An 18,976-nucleotide genomic window follows, 5' to 3' on the forward strand; every position below is an offset into this window, starting at 1 on the left:
ACAACACTTAACGCAGACATAGCCATTTCAATCGCCAAGGGCGGCGCAACTGCCCCCTGAGCAGCTGAAGTGCAGGACGATGTCCTGCTTGGCGAATGAACTTATCCCTACAGGCGCAATGCATCCACCGGATGCAGCTTCGCCGCGCGTCGGGCCGGCGCCAGGCCCGCAACAATGCCCACCACGGCCGACAGCAGCAGTGCCAGCAGCACCATCGGCGGGCTCAAGTTCAGCGGTAGCCCGGGCACCATCCAGTGCAGCGCCGCCAGCAACAGCCCCACCATCGCCAGCCCCAGCACGCCTCCCAGCACAGACAGCAGCGTCGCCTCGGCAAGGAACAGCGCCAGCACCTGGCGGGGTGCTGCGCCCACGGCGCGGAGCAGACCGATTTCGGCGGTCCTTTCACCGACTGTGGTGGTCATGATGGTGAGAATGCCCACCGCACCCACCAGCAAAGAAATCCCGCCCAGCGCTGCAACACCCAGGGTGATGGTGGCGAGGATGCGATTGAGGCTGCCCAGCAGGTCGCTCTGCGACGTCATGCGAAAGTCCTCGCGGCCATGGCGTTCCACCAACAGCCGGCGCACGCTGTCGGCGAAGGGTTCGGCCGGCGTGCGCTCGTCGAACAGTACATGGATCTTTACCAGCCCTTCGCGGTTGAACAGGTTCTCCGCCCAGTCCACCGGGATGTAGGCGATGTCGTCGAGGTCGAACCCCAGCAGATTGCCCTTGCGTTCCATCACGCCGCTCACCCGGAAGCTCATGCCGCCAACCCGCACTCGCTGGCCCACGGGGTTGGCGCTGCCGAAAAGCTCCGTGCCCAACTTTGCGCCCAGCACGACATAAGACGGGGTGCGACCATTCCGTGACGGCGGCAGAAACTGCCCCTGGGCCATGCGCACGCGCCAGGCGGACGCCAGCTGGGAGCCGGTGCCAAGAATGTCCACCCGCCGTTGCCGCCCTCCCGCCTGGATGTCTCCGTTGCCCTGGATGATCGGCACCACGGCTTCGGCATGGGGCAGTCGCCCCAGGGCGTCGGCGTCAGCGATGGACAATGGCCGCGCACTGGCGAGAATCCCGCCGATGCCGCCGGTGGGCAGGGTTCCGGGGCGCACCGTGACCACCCGCGTGCCGAACTGGGCGAAGCTATCCAGCACGCGGTCGCGCAGCCCCTCCCCCATCGCCGTGAGCAGCGCCACGGCGGCTATACCGATGGCCACTCCGAGCAGGGTCAACAAGCTGCGCAGTGGCTGGCTGGACAAGGCCGAGCCACACAGTCCAAAGCCGTCGCGCCAGCGCATCAGAGGCTACCTTGCGGGCGCAAGGCCTGCACCGGCACCTGAGCCGCGGCGTGGTTCGCCGGCAGCCAGGCGAATAGCAGCGCCGCCGCCAGGGCCAGCGACGGCGCACCCAGCCGCGCCCACCAGGGCGCATACAGCGGCAGGTCGCTGGCCATCCGTCCCACCCAGAGCAGCAGCTCACCCAGTGCCAACCCGCTACCAGCTCCCAGCAATGCCAATAGCGCCGCCTCACCCAGGAACAGCAGGCGCACCTGGGCCGAGCTGGCGCCGACCGCCTTGAGCAGGCCGATCTCGGCGGTGCGCTGCAGGACTGCGATCCAGGTGACGTTCATGATCAGGATGCCGGCCACCAGCAGGCTGATGGCCACGATGCCGGCCAGCGCCAAGGTCAGACCACTGAGGATGCCGTCGAAGGCGGCGAGCATGGAGTCCTGGCTGAGCAGCGTGACATCTTCCTCTCCCTGGTGACGCTCGGTCAGGGTCGCCAGCACCTGACGCCGCGCGCTGTCCAGGTAGCTTGGGCCACGGGCCTCGACGAAGACACGGTACAACCCCTCGCGGTTGAACAGCCCCTCGGCACTGGCCACCGGGACGATCAACGCCTCGGAGAAATCCATCCCCAGAGACTCCCCGCGCTCGTCCAGCACGCCGATCACCCGGAAGCGCCGATCACCGGCGCGCAGCCACTGGCCCAGCGCCGGAGAGCTGCCGAACAGCGCCTGACGCAGACGACTGCCGATCACGCAGACGTCCTCCGCCTGGCCCGACTCCAGTTCCGGCAGCGGTTGGCCCTGAGCGAGACGCAACTGGCGAATGGCGAAGAAGGCGCGAGTGGTGCCCAGGGTCAGGGCTTCGCGATTCCGGTTGTCACGGCTGACCTCCAGTTGCCCGGCATGCAGGGGCGCCACCCGGCGCACCGCCGGCAAGCGGCCGAGGGCGGCAGCATCGGCCTGGGTCAGGGACCGCGGGGCCATGCCGGTGATGGGTGGCATACCGCCGGCGGTTTCATTGCGGCCAGGCAGGACGATAAGAATGTCGCGCCCGAGCAGCGAGAACTCCCCCAACATGTAAGTCCTCACACCCTCCCCGAGACCGCCCAGCAGGGTCACGAAGAACACGCCCACGGCCATCGCCAGCAATAACATGATGCTGCGCGAGCCGTGCCCTCGCAGGGCGCCGAGCCAGAAACGGCAGGCGTCCAACGGGTCCATCAGGCAAGCGCTCCCTGGCACCGGTCGCTGAGGATACAGCCGTCACGCATCTGTATCTGTCGATGGGCTCGGGCGGCATGCTGGGCGTCGTGGGTCACCAGGATCAGGGTAAGACCCTCGACATTCAGCTCTTCCAGCAGGGCCACCACCTCGGCACCGGACTGGCTGTCGAGGTTACCGGTGGGCTCGTCGGCCAACAGCAGGCGCGGTCGCATCACCATGGCGCGGGCAATGGCCACCCGCTGGCGCTGGCCACCAGAGAGCTCGGCCGGGTGATGCTGCAACCGCTCGGCCAGCCCCAGGCGCTCGGCCAGGTGCAGACTGCGACGCCGACGCTCGGCGGGCTCGACGCCGGCCAGCAGCATAGGCAGCTCGATATTCTCCAGCGCAGTCAAACGCGGGATCAGGTGAAAGGACTGGAAGACAAAGCCGATCAGACGACTACGCAAGGACGCGCGACGCTCTTCCCCCAGGCGGGCGGTGGGCTCCTCGTCCAGCCATAACTCGCCGCTGTCCGGTGCATCCAGCAGGCCGAGGATGTTCAGCAAGGTGGACTTGCCCGAGCCGGAGGCCCCGGTGATGGCCAGGTACTCGCCGTCTGCCACGTCCAGGTCGAGGTGGTCGAGACCTCGCACCCGCTGCTCGCCCAACTGGAAGCAGCGGCTGACTTGATGCATTTGGATCACGGCGCCGCCTCCCCGGCCTCGCCACGGGGGCTGACCACACTGCCATCGGCCAGGCCGTCATGCTGCAGGCTGGGCAGGATACGGTCTCCGGCGTCCAGCCCACCCTTCACCTCGCTCCAGCGCCAGTTGGCCAGACCGATCTCCACTCGCTGTTCACGCAAATGACCATTGCTCGGGTCGTAGCGCAGCACCTTGCCACCTTCCAGCAGGCTTTCCGTCGGCACCCGCAGGGTCTGCTCGCGTTGCGCCAGGAGGATTTCCACGTCGGCACTGTAGCCGCTGAGCAGGAGCAGGTCCGGCGGCACCCGCTCGAACTTCACCTCCACGTCAACAGTGCGCGCCTGTTTTTCCAGTTCACGGACAAAGGGCGCGATGCGGCTCACCCGCCCTTCGAAACTGCGTCCACGGAAAGCATCCAGGGTGATGCGCACGGGCATGCCGGGACGCACCAAGGCCGCATCCACCTCGTCGATGGGCGCCTCGACAAAGAGGCACTGGTCATCGATCAGGTCCACGGCCGGCGGTGTCGGGATGCCCGGCGGCGACGGGGTCACCACCTCGCCGAGCTCGCCGTTGATCTCGGCGACTATGCCGGCAAAGGGCGCCCGCAGGGTGGCCTGGTCCAACTGCGCCAGCTGCAGGTCAAGGCTAGCCACGGCTTCACGGATCTTCGCCTCGCCGCCACTGCACAGCAGCTGCGACAGCCGCGCGCGAGTGGTGCTCTGGTCCAGCAGGTCCTGGGAGGCCAGGTTGCGCTCGGCCAGGCGTTCGAGGCGCTGCTGGTCGCGCTGGTCCTGGCTGGCTTGGCGGCAACTCTGCTCACGCAGGTTGCGTTGGGCATCGAGCCGTGCGCGGGCTTCCTCCACTCGCGCAAGCAAGTCATCCTGGCGCAGGCGCATCAGCACATCGCCGGCCTGCACCCGCTGCCCGGCATGGATCAGCAACTGGCTGACCTGCCCGCCCGTCTTGAATGACAGATGCGCACGTCGACACGCCTTCACCGTGCCCGCTCGGGTATTGGCGACCAGCGTTTCCACCTCGCCCCTGGCCACCTCCACCAACTGAACCGGTACCGGCTCGGGACGCGCCCAGAAGCCGACCAGCATCGCGAGGGAAGCTAAAATAGGAATAATTATCAGTAGCTTGCGCATGGCACCGACTCCGTTTGCGAGCGGGTAAGCAGAGTCTAGGTGCGTAGTCGGAATCCCCATTCGGTACCCGCGTGCCGCATTCCCCGGTTCTGGGGCACAGGACCGCTCAGAAATGAAGACCTTAGCTGCGGAATGCCCCAGCCCTTGCCGTCCGGGGCCTCTGACCATCAATGTCAAAATGCCGACAAGTGGATCGACACTTGCAGAGGGAGAATGAGAACGCGTCAAAACAAAGTCATTCGCAACCTGGGCACGGTGCTTCTGGTCGAATCCTGAGAAAGCCCTTGCCGCCTCTGCCAAGCTGATTCGAAATAGCAGATGGGCGCCCAGACGGCCCGACAGCACAGCAAGCGGAGATTGCGATGTACGACGAAACCCTGCCCACCGTGGAACAGTTGGAGGTGGATGAACTGGTCTGCTGGCGAGTACATACCCGTCACGCGGAAATGCTTATGACCCAACAAGGCGCGCAGATCCTGAGCTACCAGCCACACGGCGAGGAACCAGTGATCTGGCTCAGCGGCCAGGCGGCCTATCAGAAGGGCAAGGCCGTGCGCGGCGGCGTGCCGGTATGTTGGCCCTGGTTCGGCGACCTGCGCCGCAATCCGGCGGAGGTGCAAGGCATGCACCAGGGCGGCCCCATCAGTCCAGCCCATGGCCTGGTGCGCGAGCGCGACTGGACGCTGCTGGGCATCGACAGCGAGGGACCGGCCGTGCGCCTGGAGTTCGCCCTGGATACCGCCAGCGAACCCCTGCCCGGCTGGCCCCATGACACCGAGCTGAAGCTCTCCATCCTGCTGGACGAACGCCTGCAGCTCACCCTCTCTACCCGCAACACCGGCGACAGCCCCCTGGCCATCAGCCAGGCGCTGCACAGCTACTTCGCCATCAGCGATATTCGCGAGGTGGACGTGGAAGGCCTGGACGGCTGCCCCTTCATTGAGACCCTGGAGGACTGGCAACTGCGCAAGCAGCAGGGAAATCTCGCGTTCTCCAGCGAAACGGACCGCATTTACCTCAAAACGCCAAGCTGCATGACCATTGTCGACCGCGCCTGGAAGCGCCGGATCCAGCTCGATGTCGAAGGTTCTGCCTCGGCGGTGGTGTGGAATCCCTGGATCGACAAAGCCAGGCGCCTGTCCCAGTTCGCCGAAGACGCCTGGCAGGGCATGCTCTGCATCGAGACGGCTCGGGTGATGGACGACATCCTGATGCTCAAACCCGGCGAAGAGCAGTGCATGGTGCTCAACATCGCCAGCAAACCGCTCTGATGCCCTGCGGTGGGCTGAAGCCCACCCGATGATCGCCGGGCGAATTCATTCGCCAGGGACCGCGCATTACGCAGGGTGGGTGGCGCTCTTCCATCCACCCGCGAAGCCTGGCCGTGCTCCGATGGAGGACCGATTGAGCGTGGTCCTCGCTATCAAAGCAGCTCCGCCCGGGAGCGCTACAGGTCCCCTTCCTCCACCAACCGTACGCTACCGGCATCCATGGCATAGGCGGCATCGGCCAAGTCGTTGCTGACCTGCTCGACCTTCAGGGTGCCGTCGACCCAGATGGGCGCGTAGATATCGTCAAGCTGGATGCCCTGGGGGTAGCGCACCAGCACGATCTGGTTCGGTGGCGGCGGCGGGACGTGGATGCAGGCGCCGGGGTAAGGCACCAGGAAGAACAGCGTGCTGCGGCCCTTGGCATCGCTTTCCAGCGGCACCGGGTAGCCGCCGATATGGATTTGCTTGCCATTTAGCGCAGCCACCGTCTTGGCGGAATACATCACCGCCGGCAGGTCTTTCTGTTGTTTGAGGCCGCCTTTCTGGCCAAAGGTCCCATCGCCCTCGGGGCTGTCGTGGCTGATTTCCGGCATTTCCTCCAGGGCCTTGCGGTCCTCGGGCGGCATCAGTTCCAGCCAGTCGGTTTCGGGGAGCTCGGCACGGGCAAGGGTGCAGCAGAACAGCAGGAGCAGGCAGGCGAGACGGCGCATGGGAGAAACTCGCGGACAACGGCGGGAAACAGGCACCAAGACTAACGCTGACGAGCGCCGCTTCCCAGCCCCGCGAGCAATGCAGCTAACTCTTGCGCACCATGCCGTAGATCACCAGCACCACCACCGCGCCCACCACCGCGCCGATGAAGCCCGCGGCCTGCCCAGCCTGGTAGATGCCAAGCGCCTGGCCACCATAGGTGGCCAACAGCGAACCACCGATGCCGATCAGGATCGTCATGATCCAGCCCATGCTGTCGTCGCCGGGTTTGATGAAACGTGCGATCAGGCCAACGATCAGCCCGATGATGATGGTGCCGATGATGCCCATGCCATGCCCTCCGAAGTAGTTGAGGCATGCCTGAGCCTAGATGGGCGGCGGCTTTCCCGCCATCGACCGCCCCATTGCGGGGCGGTCGTGGGTGCATCAGGCCTGGTCGATCAGGGCTTCGACCGCGGCGATCTGGCGATCGAGGGTGGCACGATCGGCACAACGCAGGGTGGCGTGACCCACCTTGCGGCCAGCCTTGAAGGCCTTGCCATAGTGGTGCAGGTGGCAGTCGGCGATGGAAATCACTTTATCCACAGCCGGCACTTCGCCGATGAAGTTGAGCATGGCGCTCTCGCCCAGCTTGGCGGTCGAGCCCAGCGGCAGGCCGGCGACGGCGCGCAGATGGTTCTCGAACTGGCTGCACTCGGCGCCTTCGATGGTCCAGTGGCCGGAGTTATGTACGCGTGGGGCGATTTCGTTGGCCTTCAGGCCGCCGTCCACTTCGAAGAACTCGAAGGCCAGCACACCAACGTAGTCCAGCTTGGTCAGCACGCGGCCGACGTAGTCCTCAGCCAGGGCCTGCAGCGGATGCTCGCTGCTGGCGATGGACAGGCGCAGGATGCCGTTCTCGTGGGTGTTGTGCACCAGCGGGTAGAAGCGGGTCTCGCCGTCTCGGGCGCGTACCGCCACCAGGGACACTTCACCGGTGAAGGGCACGAAGCCTTCGAGGATGCAAGGTACGCTGCCCAGTTCGGCGAAGGCGCCCGTCACGTCCTCGGGCTTGCGCAGGACCTTCTGGCCCTTGCCGTCGTAACCCAGCGTGCGGGTCTTGAGCACCGCCGGCAGGCCAATGCTGGCGGCAGCGGCGTCGAGGTCGGACTGGGACTGGATATCGGCGAACTCGGGCGTCGGAATTCCGAGGTCCTTGAACATCGACTTCTCGAACCAGCGATCGCGGGCGATGCGCAGCGCTTCGGCGCTGGGGTACACCGGCACGAACTGCGAGAGAAAGGCCACGGTTTCGGCGGGCACGCTCTCGAACTCGAAGGTCACCAGATCCACTTCATCGGCCAGTTGGCGCAGGTGGTCCTGGTCGCCATAGTCGGCGCGGATGTGTTCGCCGAGGGCCTGGGCGCAAGCATCCGGCGCCGGGTCGAGGAAGGCGAAGTTCATGCCCAGCGGAGTGCCCGCCAGGGCCATCATGCGACCCAACTGGCCGCCACCAATAACGCCGATCTTCATGGGTCAGGCCTCACGCGGGTCCGGGTTGTCCAGGACCATGTCGGTCTGCTCGCGGCGGAAGTCCTTCAGCGCAACGTGGTACTTCGGGTACTTGCCGCCGAGGATGCTGGCCGCCAGCAAGGCCGCGTTGATCGCGCCCGCCTTGCCGATGGCAAGGGTGGCAACCGGAATGCCAGCAGGCATCTGCACGATGGACAACAGGGAGTCGACGCCCGAGAGCATGGACGACTGCACCGGCACGCCGAGTACTGGCAGGTGGGTCTTGGCGGCGCACATGCCCGGCAGGTGGGCGGCACCGCCGGCACCGGCGATGATCACCTCTATGCCACGGCCTTCGGCCTCTTCGGCGTACTGGAACAAGAGGTCCGGAGTGCGGTGGGCGGAAACCACCTTCACTTCATAAGGGATGCCCAGCTTGTCCAGCATCTCGGTGGTGTGGCTAAGGGTGCTCCAATCGGACTTGGAGCCCATGATCACGCCTACCAGTGCGCTCATCGTCGTGCCTCGTCAATGGTCGAAAAACCAACAAGCCACGCGATGGCGTGGCTTGTTATGCGAAGGGGGCCGTGCTGCGGGGCGCGCTGCCGGCCGAAGGCCGCGCAGTATAACGCAAAGCCAGGCCCGGCGTGCATTTGCCCTTACCGCTCGTCCAGAGCCGGCGCCAGGGCGCGCGGGCGTGGCCAAACCTTGCTCCAGCGCAATGCTCGCGGGAGGTGGCGGCGCAGAATCGGAAACCTCTTCCAAGGAGGTGCATGCCATGAACCAGACCATGAAAGCCGCGGTTGTCCACGCCTTCGGCGAACCGCTACGGATCGAAGAAGTGAAGGTTCCCCTGCCCGGCCCCGGGCAGATTCTGGTGAAGATCGAAGCCTCGGGCGTCTGCCACACCGACCTGCACGCAGCCGAAGGCGACTGGCCGGTGAAGCCGAGCCTGCCGTTCATTCCGGGCCATGAAGGCGTTGGTTTTGTTGCGGCGGTGGGTGCCGGTGTCACCCGCCTCAAGGAGGGAGACCGCGTCGGCGTGCCCTGGCTCTACACCGCCTGCGGCTGCTGCGAGCACTGTCTGACCGGCTGGGAAACCCTCTGCGAAAGCCAGCAGAACACCGGCTACTCGGTGAATGGCGGCTATGCCGAATACGTGCTGGCCGACCCTAATTTTGTCGGAATCCTGCCGAAAAACGTCGAATTCGCCGAGATCGCGCCAATTCTTTGTGCCGGCGTCACCGTCTACAAGGGCCTCAAGGTGACGGGCGCGCGGCCCGGCCAGTGGGTGGCGATTTCCGGTATCGGCGGCCTTGGCCACGTCGCTGTGCAATACGCCCGCGCCATGGGCCTACACGTAGCCGCAGTGGATGTGGATGACACCAAGCTGGAACTGGCGCGCAAGCTGGGTGCCAGCCTGACCATCAATGCTCGCAACGAGAACCCCGTCGAGGTGATCCAACGCGATATAGGCGGCGCCCACGGCGTGCTGGTTACCGCCGTTTCCAACAGCGCCTTCGGCCAGGCCATCGGCATGGCCCGTCGCCATGGCACCGTAGCCCTGGTGGGCCTGCCGCCAGGCGACTTCCCGACGCCGATCTTCGATGTGGTACTCAAAGCCATCAGCATCACCGGCTCCATCGTCGGCACCCGTGCCGACCTGCAGGAAGCCCTGGACTTCGCTGGCGAAGGCCTGGTGAAAGCCACTATTCACCGCGACAAGCTGGACAACATCAACGCCATCTTCGACCAGATGCGCGCCGGCAAGATCGAAGGCCGGATCGTGGTCGAGGTCTAGGCGATCGAACCTGTAGGAGCCAGCTTGCTGGCGAATGCGCCGGCAGGGTTCGCGAGCAAGCTCGCTCCTACCCAGTGATCAGCTCTCCCCGCCCATGCCGCCTTCCAGCTTGCGCCACAGCAAGCCTCTCCCGGACAAGTCCTGCCCCCTCTTGGTATAGCGAACCTTACATCCATTTCAGAATTTTATTACCCCCACAACATACGCCCGCTGACATAAAAGCTTTTCTGCGCACCCCATACTCCCCCGCATTCGTTTACCGCCAACTCCAGACATTTGAAAAGCCCAAGACCGGCACCCTACAACCCCCGCAACAATAATAAGATCAAAATATACAACCTCAATAAATGACTGTATTCGGAGCCTTGCACAACTTTAACTCCAGACAATCTTGAAATTGCATGAAATGAAACCAGCCAAGAGCATAGCTTCCAAACTCATCGCAGTTATATTCGCATTACTGAGCAATAGCGTCTGTGCAGACATCAGCTTTGACGGATATACACGACTCATCTTCGAAAGCAGCCATAAACAATTGACTTTCAATATCGTCAATGAATTCGATGATGCAGCACTGGTGCAAGTAACACTCGACTGGGGAGAAAAGCGAAATTCGGCCCAAGTACCCATGGCCTTGTCTCGACCATTACTGATGATCCCGGCCAAGGGCAAAGCCTCTGTGGATATTCTTTACGAGGGCACCGGCCTGCCCGACAACCAGGAATCCTTCTTCCTGTTGAGTGTACTGGAAGTTCCGAAAGAGCCAACAGAGGGAAATATTGCCCAGATTGCACTGCAACATAATTTGAAGTTGTTCTACCGTCCTCACTTCAGCGAATCCCGTGAAGAGGCGGTCGAGAAACTTCGCTGGACCCGGACAAGCCGCGACGCCCCCATGCACTTTCAAGCGAATAATAACTCGCCGTATTACCTGACACTCACGGAGGTCGAGTTACTTGGCGAGCAGGGGCAACGCTGTGGAACCCCGGTCAATCATTTGATGGTGGCGCCGTTCAGTACCTTCGACCTCGCCATCCCTGATTGCACCGAGCCGCCGAGCCAGCTCTCCTATCGCATTATCAGCGATGGGGGTGCTGAACATCTGCGAAAGTACGACCTGCCGCCAAATCAAGCCAATCAAGCCAATCAAGCCAATCAACAACAATGACCGAACTCATGTTGCATTCAAGCAACGCCACTACGGAAGTCTTACATCATGAAAATCAAAAAATTGCTGCTGATCTTCCTGACGTTTTTCCTGAGTACCCCATACAGTCACGCGCTGATTTGCCAGAAAAGTTCTTCTGGAACCATCAACGACTCAATGACGATCAATTCGACACAAGCAACTCCCAGCACACTGCCTAAAGGCACGACTATCTGGCGGCAACCCACGCAAACCCTCACCGTGGAGTGTTGGGTAGACAAGAATGGACGCCCTGGCGAGAACGTCTACCTCTACTCAAACCCAGAAGGGATGAATTTGGGCCCCGACATCGAAGCTGGAATAACTTACGAGGGCAGAAACTATTACTTTACGTCGAATGCAGGTGGAGGGCTGGCACTTGGCTGGTTTGTCAGCGGCTGCGCCGAGAACGACACCTGTGGCTGGAAGAAGGAGCGTAAAACCATGACCTATTCGCTCTTTTTTCAAAAGAAATCCCGTCCCACTGAAAACAAGGAAGGAGCGCTTACAAACCTATTTAGTTACCGAGCATTCCAGATTGACGGCAAAGGCGGAGTTCGCCTAGGCAAAAGCTACAATTTCACCATCAACGGACTGAACAGTTTCAGATACATGCCTTGTGCATCCACCGTCAGCATATCGCCAAGCACCATCAACTTCGGACCTATCGAGACCTCCGGAGCCAAGGCCGGCGCCACGATCAACGAGACCCCCTTCACCATCACCGAGAAGCGGTCATGTAACGCAATTTACGGCGTCAGTGGCTATCTGGAACCCTTGAACGCAACGTTGTCGTCAGACAGCAATACCCTGATACCAACCGACAACGACTCCGTGGGCATTACTATCCTCGACGCCAGCGACGAGACGGTGATCCCCTTTAAACAGGACTTCGTCCTGGCGCCTAAGAACATCGGCTTTGAGAGCAATTCGCGGGAATTCCTGGCACGCCTGAAGTGGATGAAGGCAACACCCAAGCACGGCGAGTTCAATGCCGGTGCGACGTTGAACATCTTCTACAAGTAGCCTGCCTCGCGCAGTGGCACTCACACCTCCCCGCCCACCCCACCTTCCAGCTTGCGCCAGAGCAGGCGCACCGCGGCCTTGCGCACCAGGGCGCAGCGGTAGAGGCGGATTTCCAGTGGCACATGCCACTGGCTCCCGCCGCAGACCACCAGATCACCACGGGCCAGCTCGGCTTGGGCGCTGAAGCGCGGCACCCAGGCCACGCCCAACCCTTGCAGCGCCATGCTTTTCAGGCTGTCGGCCATGGCCGTTTCGTACACCGTGGTGGAACGCAGCGCGCGCTGGCGCAGCAGGATGTTCACCGAGCGGCCGAGGAAGGCGCCGGCGCTGTAGGCCAACAGTGGCACGCTCTGTCCGCTGTCCAGCTCGTAGAGCGGCTTACCGTCGGCATCTACGGCGCAGACGGGCAGCATCTCGGTCCGACCCAGCTGCATGGAGGGGAAGATTTCCGGGTCCATCTGCAGCGCTGCATCCGGATCGTAGAAGGCCAGGATCAGATCGCAGCCGCCCTCGCGCAGCGAATGCACCGCCTCGCCCACGTTGGTGGCGATCAGCCGGCTGGCGATGTTCAAGCCATCGGCCCGGAGCCGCGCGATCCACTGCGGGAAGAAGCCCAATGCCAACGAGTGCGCGGCAGCGAACTGCAGCACCTCTCCCTGCTGACCTTCCAGGTGGTGCAGGTGGCGCACCACTTCACCCAACTGCTCCACCAGGCTGCGCGCGGTAACCAGGAACAGCTGGCCCGATTCGGTCAGCTCGATGGGGGTGCGCGAGCGGTTGACCAGCGTCAACCCCAGCGCCGCCTCCAGGCTGCGAATGCGGCGGCTGAACGCCGGCTGGGTGACGAAGCGCCGCTCGGCGGCCTGGGAGAAGCTGCGGGTACTGGCCAGGGCGACGAAGTCTTCCAGCCATTTGGTTTCCAGGTTCATCGTGAATTTCCAGGATGCTCGATTTTGGTGCACACGCTCGCAGGCGAACCCGCGTCACTCGCACATTATGCCGATTGTGCATGACCCAGCGAATAACAGCATTGGCCGACAAACGGCCAGAGGCCTAGATTATTGGGCATCGCGGCACTGGCCGTGCTCCCCCAGAGATGAATCGCATCATGTCCTCCGCTGCATCCTTCCGCATCGAAAAAGACCTGCTCGGCACCCTCGAAGTTTCTTCCGACGCCTACTACGGCATCCAGACCCTGCGTGCGGTCCACAACTTCCGCCTGTCCGGTGTGCCGCTGTCGCACTACCCGAAGCTGGTCGTCGCCCTGGCCATGGTCAAGCAGGCCGCTGCCGATGCCAACAAGGAACTCGGTCACCTCAGCGCCGAGAAGCACGCGGCCATCAGCGAAGCCTGTGCTCGCCTGATCCGCGGTGATTTCCACGACCAGTTCGTGGTGGACATGATCCAGGGTGGTGCCGGTACCTCCACCAACATGAACGCCAACGAGGTGATCGCCAACATCGCCCTCGAGGCCATGGGCAAGCAGAAGGGTGAGTACAAGTACCTGCACCCGAACAACGACGTGAACATGGCGCAGTCGACCAACGACGCCTACCCCACCGCCATTCGCCTCGGCCTGCTGCTGGGCCACGACGCCCTGCTGGCCAGCCTCGACAGCCTGATCCAGGCCTTCGCCGCCAAGGGTGAAGAGTTCGCCCACGTGCTGAAAATGGGCCGCACCCAGCTGCAGGACGCAGTGCCCATGACCCTGGGCCAGGAATTCCGCGCCTTCGCCACCACCCTGGGTGAAGACCTCGACCGCCTGCGCCGCCTGGCGCCGGAGCTGCTGACCGAGGTGAACCTGGGCGGCACCGCCATCGGCACCGGCATCAACGCCGACCCGCGCTACCAGGCCCTCGCCGTCCAGCGCCTCGCCGCCATCAGCGGCCAGCCGGTCGTACCCGCCGCCGACCTGATCGAAGCCACCTCCGACATGGGCGCCTTCGTACTGTTCTCCGGCATGCTCAAGCGCACTGCGGTCAAGCTGTCGAAGATCTGCAACGACCTGCGTCTGCTCTCCAGCGGCCCGCGTACCGGCATCAACGAAATCAACCTGCCCCCGCGCCAGCCGGGCAGCTCGATCATGCCGGGCAAGGTCAACCCGGTAATCCCGGAGGCCGTGAACCAGGTCGCCTTCGAAGTCATCGGCAACGACCTGGCCCTGACCCTGGCAGCCGAAGGCGGCCAACTGCAGCTGAACGTGATGGAACCGCTGATCGCCTACAAGATCTTCGACTCGATCCGCCTGCTGCAACGCGCCATGGACATGCTGCGCGAGCACTGCATCGTCGGCATCACCGCCAACGAAGAGCACTGCCGCCGCCTGATGGAAAACTCCATTGGCCTGATCACCGCGCTGAACCCATACATCGGCTACGAGAACGCCACCCGCATCGCCAAGCAGGCCCTGGAAACCGGCCGCGGCGTGCTGGAGCTGGTGCGTGAGGAGAAGCTGCTGGACGAGTCCATGTTGGCCGACATCCTCCGCCCGGAAAACATGATCGCCCCGCGCCTCGTGCCGCTGAAGGCCTGATCAGGCAAACGAACTCACCAGGAGGGGCCTCGCCCCTTCATCCTTCAAGGATGGCGCCAGCCATCCTTTTTTTTGCCCTGTAGGAGCGAGCTCTGCTCGCGAACGAGCCGGCACAACGCTTCGCGAGCAAGCTCGCTCCTACAAATGCCACGCCTTTCTGAGGGTACGAATCGCCTCGGCGATCTGCACCTCCGGCACCGCAGCGAAGCCCAGCACCAGACCGGCGCGGTTATCCACAGGCTCGGAACTGTTCTCCAACCAATATTCGCTGAGCCCGTTCATCTCCACTCCGACTGCACGGGCGGCGTCCACCAGTTGGCGTTCGCGTGCCAGGCTGTCCACCCGCACACAGAGGTGCAGACCGGCATCCACCGGTGACATGGGCGCGCAGCCGGGAATTGCTTCCGGCCAGTCGCGCAACAGGGCATCGCGTCGGGCGCGGGCGGCCAGGCGCATGCGCCGGACATGGCGCTGGAAGTGTCCGGCGGCGATGAACTCGGCCATCACCGCCTGGGTGCCAATCTCCGAATGACGCATGTCCAGTGCGCGGCGTTGGGCGAAAGACTTGGCCAGCGCCGGTGGCAGCACCAGGTAGCCCAGGCGCAGTGCCGGAAAGGTGATCTTGCAGAACGTGCCGACGTAGATCACCCGCCCCTGCTGGTCCAGCGAAGCCAAGGGAGCCAGCGGGGTTCCGCTGTAGCGGTACTCGCCGTCGTAGTCGTCTTCGACTATCCAGCCATCGCGGCGCTCGGCCCACTCCAGCAGTTCCAAGCGTCGCGCCAGGGACAGCGTCACCCCGGTCGGGTACTGGTGCGAGGGCGTGACATAGACCAGCCGGCAGGCTTCTACCTGCGCCAGCGCGGCGCTGTCCAGGCCATCGTTATCCACAGGCACGCCGCACAACTCGGCCCCCGCCACGGCAAATGCATGGCCGGCGGCACGATAGCCGGGATTCTCGATGGCCACCCGGTCGCCCGGCTGCACCAGCAACTGGGCGCAGAGGCTGATGGCCTGCTGGGCACCGCAGGTGATCACCACCTGCGCCGGGTCGCAGGACAGCCCGCGACAGCTGCGCAGGTAAGCGGCCACCAGCTCACGCAGGCCCCAGTCCCCCGCCGGATCGCCATAACCCAGGCGCGCGGGCGAGGGCTTGCGCCAGAAGCGCGCCTGCAGCCGCGCCCAGGTTTCGAAGGGGAACAGGTCGAAGGCCGGCACGCCGATACGGAACGCCCGGGGTGCGCCCGTCACCGGCGGCGGCAGATGGTGGCTCTGCAACCGCTTTAGCGCCGGCCCTGGCTCCGGGCCGACCGGCTGCTGGGGCACGGGCCGCGCTGTGGATAACTCCGCCACATAGGTGCCGTCGCCCACCCGCCCTTCCACGTAGCCCTCAGCGTAGAGCTGATCGAAGGCACGGGTCACGGTATTGCGCGAGATGCCCAGCAGCGCTGCCAGGTCGCGGGTGGCCGGCAAGCGCGTGCGGCTGGCCAGGCGGCCATCGAGAATGCGCTCGCGCAGGGCTTGGTAGAGCTGGCGCGCCAGCCCCTGGCCAGGGTCGAGGCGGATGCCGGAAAGGTCGACGGGAAGCGGTGGCGTGGCAGGCATATTCGGCCCCGGATTGGCTCTATCGAACTGACAGGAAATGGCTCTTACAACAGGCCAATATCCTGCCTAGCATGAAGCCATTCCGCCAGGAGAAGTCTTCATGTACGTCCCTTCATCCTTCCGCCAGAACGACCTCGCCCAGCTCCATGCACAGATGCAGGCCACTCGCCTCGCCGTGCTCACCAGTTCGGGCAGCCAAGGCCTGATGGCCAGCCACCTGCCGCTGCTATTGGAACCGGGCGAAGGCGAGTTCGGCACCCTTTACGGCCACTTCGCCCGCGCCAACCCGCACTGGCGTGACCTCGCCGAAGGCGCGGAAACGCTGGTGGTGTTCGCCGGCCCGGATGCTTACGTCACCCCCAGTTGGTACCCGGCCAAGGCCGAGCACGGCAAGGTGGTGCCTACTTGGAACTACATCGCCGTACATGCCTGGGGCCAGGCCGAGGTGTTCGACGACCCCGAGCGCCTGCTGAGTCTGGTGAGCCGTCTGAGTGACCGCCACGAAGCCGGCCGGCCGCAGCCCTGGGCGGTGGATGAGGCTCCGCGCGATTACCTCGACAGCATGCTCCGCGCCATCGCCGGCTTCGCCCTGCCGATCCGCCGTCTGGAGGGCAAATGGAAGCTCGGCCAGAACCGCCCGGCCGCCGACCAGGCCGGGGTACGCGACGGACTGGCCGCATCGAGCAATCCGCGCGACTGTGAATTGGCTGCGCGCATGACCGCTATCGACTGACCCACTACAGGAAGGAACCCATGTCCGCATCGCTTGAAATTCGCCCGGTCAGCGCCGCCGACCACGCCGCCTGGCTGCCGCTCTGGCAGGGCTACCAGCGCTTCTACAAGACCGAGATCGCCGCCGAAACCACCGCCGTTACCTGGCAGCGTTTCCTCGACCCGAACGAACCGATGTACGCCGCCCTGGCCTGGCAGGACGGCAAGGCCGTGGGCCTGGTGCACTTCATCTACCACCGCAGTTGCTGGACTACCGGCGACTATTGCTACCTGCAGGACCTGTACGTAGCCGAAGGCCTGCGAGGCAGCGGTGTTGGCCGCCAACTGATCGAACACGTCTATGCACAGGCCCGCGCCGCCGGCGCCTCGCGGGTGCATTGGCTGACCCACGAAACCAACACTGACGCCATGCAACTCTACGACCGCATCGCCGACCGTTCCGGCTTCGTCCAGTACCGCAAGATCCTCTGACCGGAGAGCGCCATGACCACTCAAGACCTGAGCCACTGGCAACCCCGCCCCACTCCCGACCACTCCCCACTGCCGGGCCGCTTCGTGCGCCTGGAGGCGCTGGACATCGCGCGCCACGGCGATGACCTCTGGGAGGCCTTGCAAGGGCCGGACCCGGCACTCTGGGATTACCTGCCCTACGGCCCCTTTGCCAGCCGCGAGCCCTTCGACGCCTGGCTGGCCGGCAATGCCGAGAGCCGCGACCCGCTCTTCTACACCGTGGTCGACCTGGCCAGCGGTCGCGCGCTGGGCCTGCTCAGCTACCTGCGCATCGCGCCCAAGGACGGTGCCATCGAGATCGGCCACATCGCTTTCGGCAAGGCCATGCAGCGTACACCGGGCTCCACAGAGGCCGTCTGGTTGCTGGCCCGCCATGCCTTCGATGACCTCGGCTACCGCCGTCTGGAATGGAAGTGCAACGCCAACAACGCCCGCTCCATGCGCGCCGCCGAGCGCCTGGGTTTTAGCTACGAGGGACTTTTCCGCCAGCACATGATCGTCAAGGGCCAGAACCGCGACACCGCCTGGTTCTCCATCATCGACGGCGACTGGCCGAAGTGCCGTGAGGCCTTCGAGCGCTGGCTGGCTGTGGATAACTTCGATGGAGAGGGGCGACAGCGCCAATCCCTGGAACGGCTCAGGAGTTAAACCAGGCTGTAGGGTGGATAGCGCTTTTCCATCCACCCGCGCAGTCCAGCCGAACCCCGATGGTGGACCGGTGGCGCGTGGTCCACCCTACAAAAGCGGCTCCAGTGCGCACGGCACCCCCTATCTCTGTCTTCACTCGATCTCGAACAACCCGTTCTTGAGCGGCGCCACATCCAGGCGCTGGCGCACGTCGTCGTCGATGCGCGGGTCGTCAGGGCGGTAGAGCTTCACCTGGCGGTAGGCGGCGACGCGGTTGATTTCCGGGCCCAGGTATTCCCAGACCACGCGGGTGCAGGCCGGGTTACGACGGTCGCCGCTGGAGACGCCGGTCTTCAGGCCATTGAGGCGAGTGATGCGGCTCTTGTAACTGGGAATGAGGATGGTCTGGCTCATCTCGTTCAAGGTGAGCGACTCGTAATCCATCAGGAACAACCGATCCTGCAACTGGAAGGCCGCGCCCCGGTAGCAGCAGCGCACCCAGTCTTCGGCCTGCACGTCGACACTGCCGACACGCTCCTGACGTTCCTGGCGCTCGAAGAGGAAGTTGCCGTCGTCTTCCCACAGGCGTACCAGGGAGAGCAGGACCGTGCCAGGCACCGACATGCAGTTGGAGTACTCGAAGTAGAAACCGCAATAGCGCGACAGGTTGCCGGACTGCTCGCGCAGGGGGGCGAGCAGTTCCATCAGCGGGTCGGAGCGCGCGTCACCCTCCTGGCCGACCGGACGGGTGCCCAGCAATCGGGCGAACTGTTCGGGCGGCAGGCCCAGTTCGTAGTCCTCGACGCCGAAGAAATCGCAGATGCGTTTGAGGTTGTAGGCGGTCGGCCGGCTCTGGCCATTGAGGTATTTGTTGAACTGCGCCCGATTGATGCCCAGCTTGCGGCAAACCTCCGCAATAGAGCGGTAGTGGCTGCACAGAAGTTTCAAATTGTTGCCAAGATACTCTGCCATGCTACCGCCCAAGTGGATGCGAGTGGCGCGATTATAGCGTCAACTCGCGCCAATTAGGTGCAACCTGCGAAATTGCCCCGTGCCTTTCCTTGCACAAACATGCGCAACCCTCCCAGCAAAGCGCCGCTCCCGTCCTGGCCGCAATGCTGATTGCCAACAACAACA

At 64.0% G+C, this 18,976-nt stretch carries 19 protein-coding genes; 8 read left to right on the forward strand and 11 right to left on the reverse strand.

Annotated features, from left to right (window positions below; genetic code table 11):
* Positions 1 to 107: 107 nt before the first annotated feature.
* From AAHM40_RS10820 to AAHM40_RS10835, 4 genes are read right to left on the reverse strand one after another with little or no spacing between them, the layout of a single operon-like run.
* Positions 108 to 1,301, reverse strand: a complete 1,194-nt coding sequence (locus tag AAHM40_RS10820) for an ABC transporter permease (RefSeq protein WP_342244643.1) — start codon at positions 1,299 to 1,301, stop codon at positions 108 to 110.
* Complete coding sequence (locus AAHM40_RS10825) at positions 1,301 to 2,512, reverse strand: ABC transporter permease (RefSeq protein ID WP_342244644.1); 1,212 nt, start codon at positions 2,510 to 2,512, stop codon at positions 1,301 to 1,303. The genes AAHM40_RS10820 and AAHM40_RS10825 overlap by 1 nt, the downstream gene beginning before the upstream one ends.
* Entirely contained in the window at positions 2,512 to 3,198 is a 687-nt protein-coding gene (locus AAHM40_RS10830) for an ABC transporter ATP-binding protein (protein ID WP_342244645.1), read from the reverse strand. Before AAHM40_RS10830 ends, AAHM40_RS10825 begins: the two co-directional genes overlap by 1 nt.
* On the reverse strand, positions 3,195 to 4,349 hold the full coding sequence (locus AAHM40_RS10835) for an efflux RND transporter periplasmic adaptor subunit (RefSeq protein WP_342244646.1): 1,155 nt from the start codon (positions 4,347 to 4,349) through the stop codon (positions 3,195 to 3,197). The genes AAHM40_RS10830 and AAHM40_RS10835 overlap by 4 nt, the downstream gene beginning before the upstream one ends.
* Positions 4,350 to 4,711: 362 nt before the next feature.
* Here AAHM40_RS10835 and AAHM40_RS10840 point away from each other — a divergent pair, with 362 nt between their 5' ends.
* Positions 4,712 to 5,620, forward strand: a complete 909-nt coding sequence (locus AAHM40_RS10840; RefSeq protein WP_342244647.1) for a D-hexose-6-phosphate mutarotase — start codon at positions 4,712 to 4,714, stop codon at positions 5,618 to 5,620.
* A gap of 176 nt (positions 5,621 to 5,796) precedes the next feature.
* On the opposite strand, the gene AAHM40_RS10845 is transcribed toward AAHM40_RS10840, so the two are convergent.
* From AAHM40_RS10845 to purE, 4 genes are all read right to left on the reverse strand, one after another.
* Positions 5,797 to 6,330 carry a DUF3299 domain-containing protein gene (locus AAHM40_RS10845; RefSeq protein ID WP_342244648.1) on the reverse strand — a complete coding sequence of 178 codons (534 nt, stop codon included), beginning with the start codon at positions 6,328 to 6,330 and terminating at the stop codon, positions 5,797 to 5,799.
* 85 nt (positions 6,331 to 6,415) lie between these two features.
* Entirely contained in the window at positions 6,416 to 6,661 is a 246-nt protein-coding gene (locus AAHM40_RS10850; RefSeq protein WP_342244649.1) for a GlsB/YeaQ/YmgE family stress response membrane protein, read from the reverse strand.
* 96 nt (positions 6,662 to 6,757) lie between these two features.
* Positions 6,758 to 7,843 (reverse strand): 5-(carboxyamino)imidazole ribonucleotide synthase, encoded by a 1,086-nt coding sequence (locus tag AAHM40_RS10855; protein WP_342244650.1) that lies wholly within the window; start codon positions 7,841 to 7,843, stop codon positions 6,758 to 6,760.
* A gap of 3 nt (positions 7,844 to 7,846) precedes the next feature.
* A complete protein-coding gene (gene purE / locus AAHM40_RS10860; protein ID WP_028626945.1) occupies positions 7,847 to 8,338 on the reverse strand; it encodes a 5-(carboxyamino)imidazole ribonucleotide mutase in 492 nt (163 codons plus the stop codon).
* A 262-nt stretch (positions 8,339 to 8,600) separates the two neighbouring features.
* On the opposite strand from purE, the gene adhP reads away from it, so the two are divergent.
* The 3 genes from adhP (at position 8,601) to AAHM40_RS10875 (ending at position 11,835) form a co-directional block, all read left to right on the forward strand.
* Positions 8,601 to 9,623 carry an alcohol dehydrogenase AdhP gene (gene adhP / locus AAHM40_RS10865; protein ID WP_342244651.1) on the forward strand — a complete coding sequence of 341 codons (1,023 nt, stop codon included), beginning with the start codon at positions 8,601 to 8,603 and terminating at the stop codon, positions 9,621 to 9,623.
* A gap of 406 nt (positions 9,624 to 10,029) precedes the next feature.
* On the forward strand, positions 10,030 to 10,791 hold the full coding sequence (locus AAHM40_RS10870; protein WP_342244652.1) for a fimbrial biogenesis chaperone: 762 nt from the start codon (positions 10,030 to 10,032) through the stop codon (positions 10,789 to 10,791).
* Positions 10,792 to 10,839: 48 nt separating this feature from the next.
* Positions 10,840 to 11,835, forward strand: a complete 996-nt coding sequence (locus tag AAHM40_RS10875) for a fimbrial protein (RefSeq protein ID WP_342244653.1) — start codon at positions 10,840 to 10,842, stop codon at positions 11,833 to 11,835.
* A 20-nt stretch (positions 11,836 to 11,855) separates the two neighbouring features.
* Here the strand turns inward: AAHM40_RS10875 and AAHM40_RS10880 are convergent, their stop codons facing one another.
* Positions 11,856 to 12,764: a LysR substrate-binding domain-containing protein gene (locus AAHM40_RS10880; protein ID WP_342244654.1), complete on the reverse strand. Its 909-nt coding sequence runs from the start codon at positions 12,762 to 12,764 to the stop codon at positions 11,856 to 11,858.
* Positions 12,765 to 12,943: 179 nt separating this feature from the next.
* Here AAHM40_RS10880 and aspA point away from each other — a divergent pair, with 179 nt between their 5' ends.
* A complete protein-coding gene (gene aspA / locus AAHM40_RS10885; protein ID WP_342244655.1) occupies positions 12,944 to 14,368 on the forward strand; it encodes an aspartate ammonia-lyase in 1,425 nt (474 codons plus the stop codon).
* A 138-nt stretch (positions 14,369 to 14,506) separates the two neighbouring features.
* On the opposite strand, the gene pdxR is transcribed toward aspA, so the two are convergent.
* On the reverse strand, positions 14,507 to 15,970 hold the full coding sequence (gene pdxR / locus AAHM40_RS10890) for a MocR-like pyridoxine biosynthesis transcription factor PdxR (RefSeq protein ID WP_342244656.1): 1,464 nt from the start codon (positions 15,968 to 15,970) through the stop codon (positions 14,507 to 14,509).
* A gap of 100 nt (positions 15,971 to 16,070) precedes the next feature.
* Here pdxR and AAHM40_RS10895 point away from each other — a divergent pair, with 100 nt between their 5' ends.
* Genes AAHM40_RS10895 through AAHM40_RS10905 form a run of 3 tightly spaced genes read left to right on the forward strand, consistent with a single transcriptional unit; the run spans position 16,071 to position 17,860 of the window.
* Positions 16,071 to 16,703 (forward strand): FMN-binding negative transcriptional regulator, encoded by a 633-nt coding sequence (locus tag AAHM40_RS10895; protein ID WP_342244657.1) that lies wholly within the window; start codon positions 16,071 to 16,073, stop codon positions 16,701 to 16,703.
* Between the two features lie 20 nt (positions 16,704 to 16,723).
* On the forward strand, positions 16,724 to 17,173 hold the full coding sequence (locus AAHM40_RS10900; protein ID WP_342244658.1) for a GNAT family N-acetyltransferase: 450 nt from the start codon (positions 16,724 to 16,726) through the stop codon (positions 17,171 to 17,173).
* Positions 17,174 to 17,185: 12 nt separating this feature from the next.
* Positions 17,186 to 17,860 (forward strand): GNAT family N-acetyltransferase, encoded by a 675-nt coding sequence (locus AAHM40_RS10905; RefSeq protein WP_342244659.1) that lies wholly within the window; start codon positions 17,186 to 17,188, stop codon positions 17,858 to 17,860.
* A 132-nt stretch (positions 17,861 to 17,992) separates the two neighbouring features.
* Here the strand turns inward: AAHM40_RS10905 and AAHM40_RS10910 are convergent, their stop codons facing one another.
* Positions 17,993 to 18,811 carry a helix-turn-helix domain-containing protein gene (locus AAHM40_RS10910; RefSeq protein WP_342244660.1) on the reverse strand — a complete coding sequence of 273 codons (819 nt, stop codon included), beginning with the start codon at positions 18,809 to 18,811 and terminating at the stop codon, positions 17,993 to 17,995.
* Positions 18,812 to 18,976 lie beyond the last annotated feature (165 nt).

The sequence above is a fragment of the Pseudomonas sp. OTU5201 genome (genome assembly GCF_038440135.1).
Classification (GTDB): Bacteria; Pseudomonadota; Gammaproteobacteria; order Pseudomonadales; family Pseudomonadaceae; genus Metapseudomonas; species Metapseudomonas resinovorans.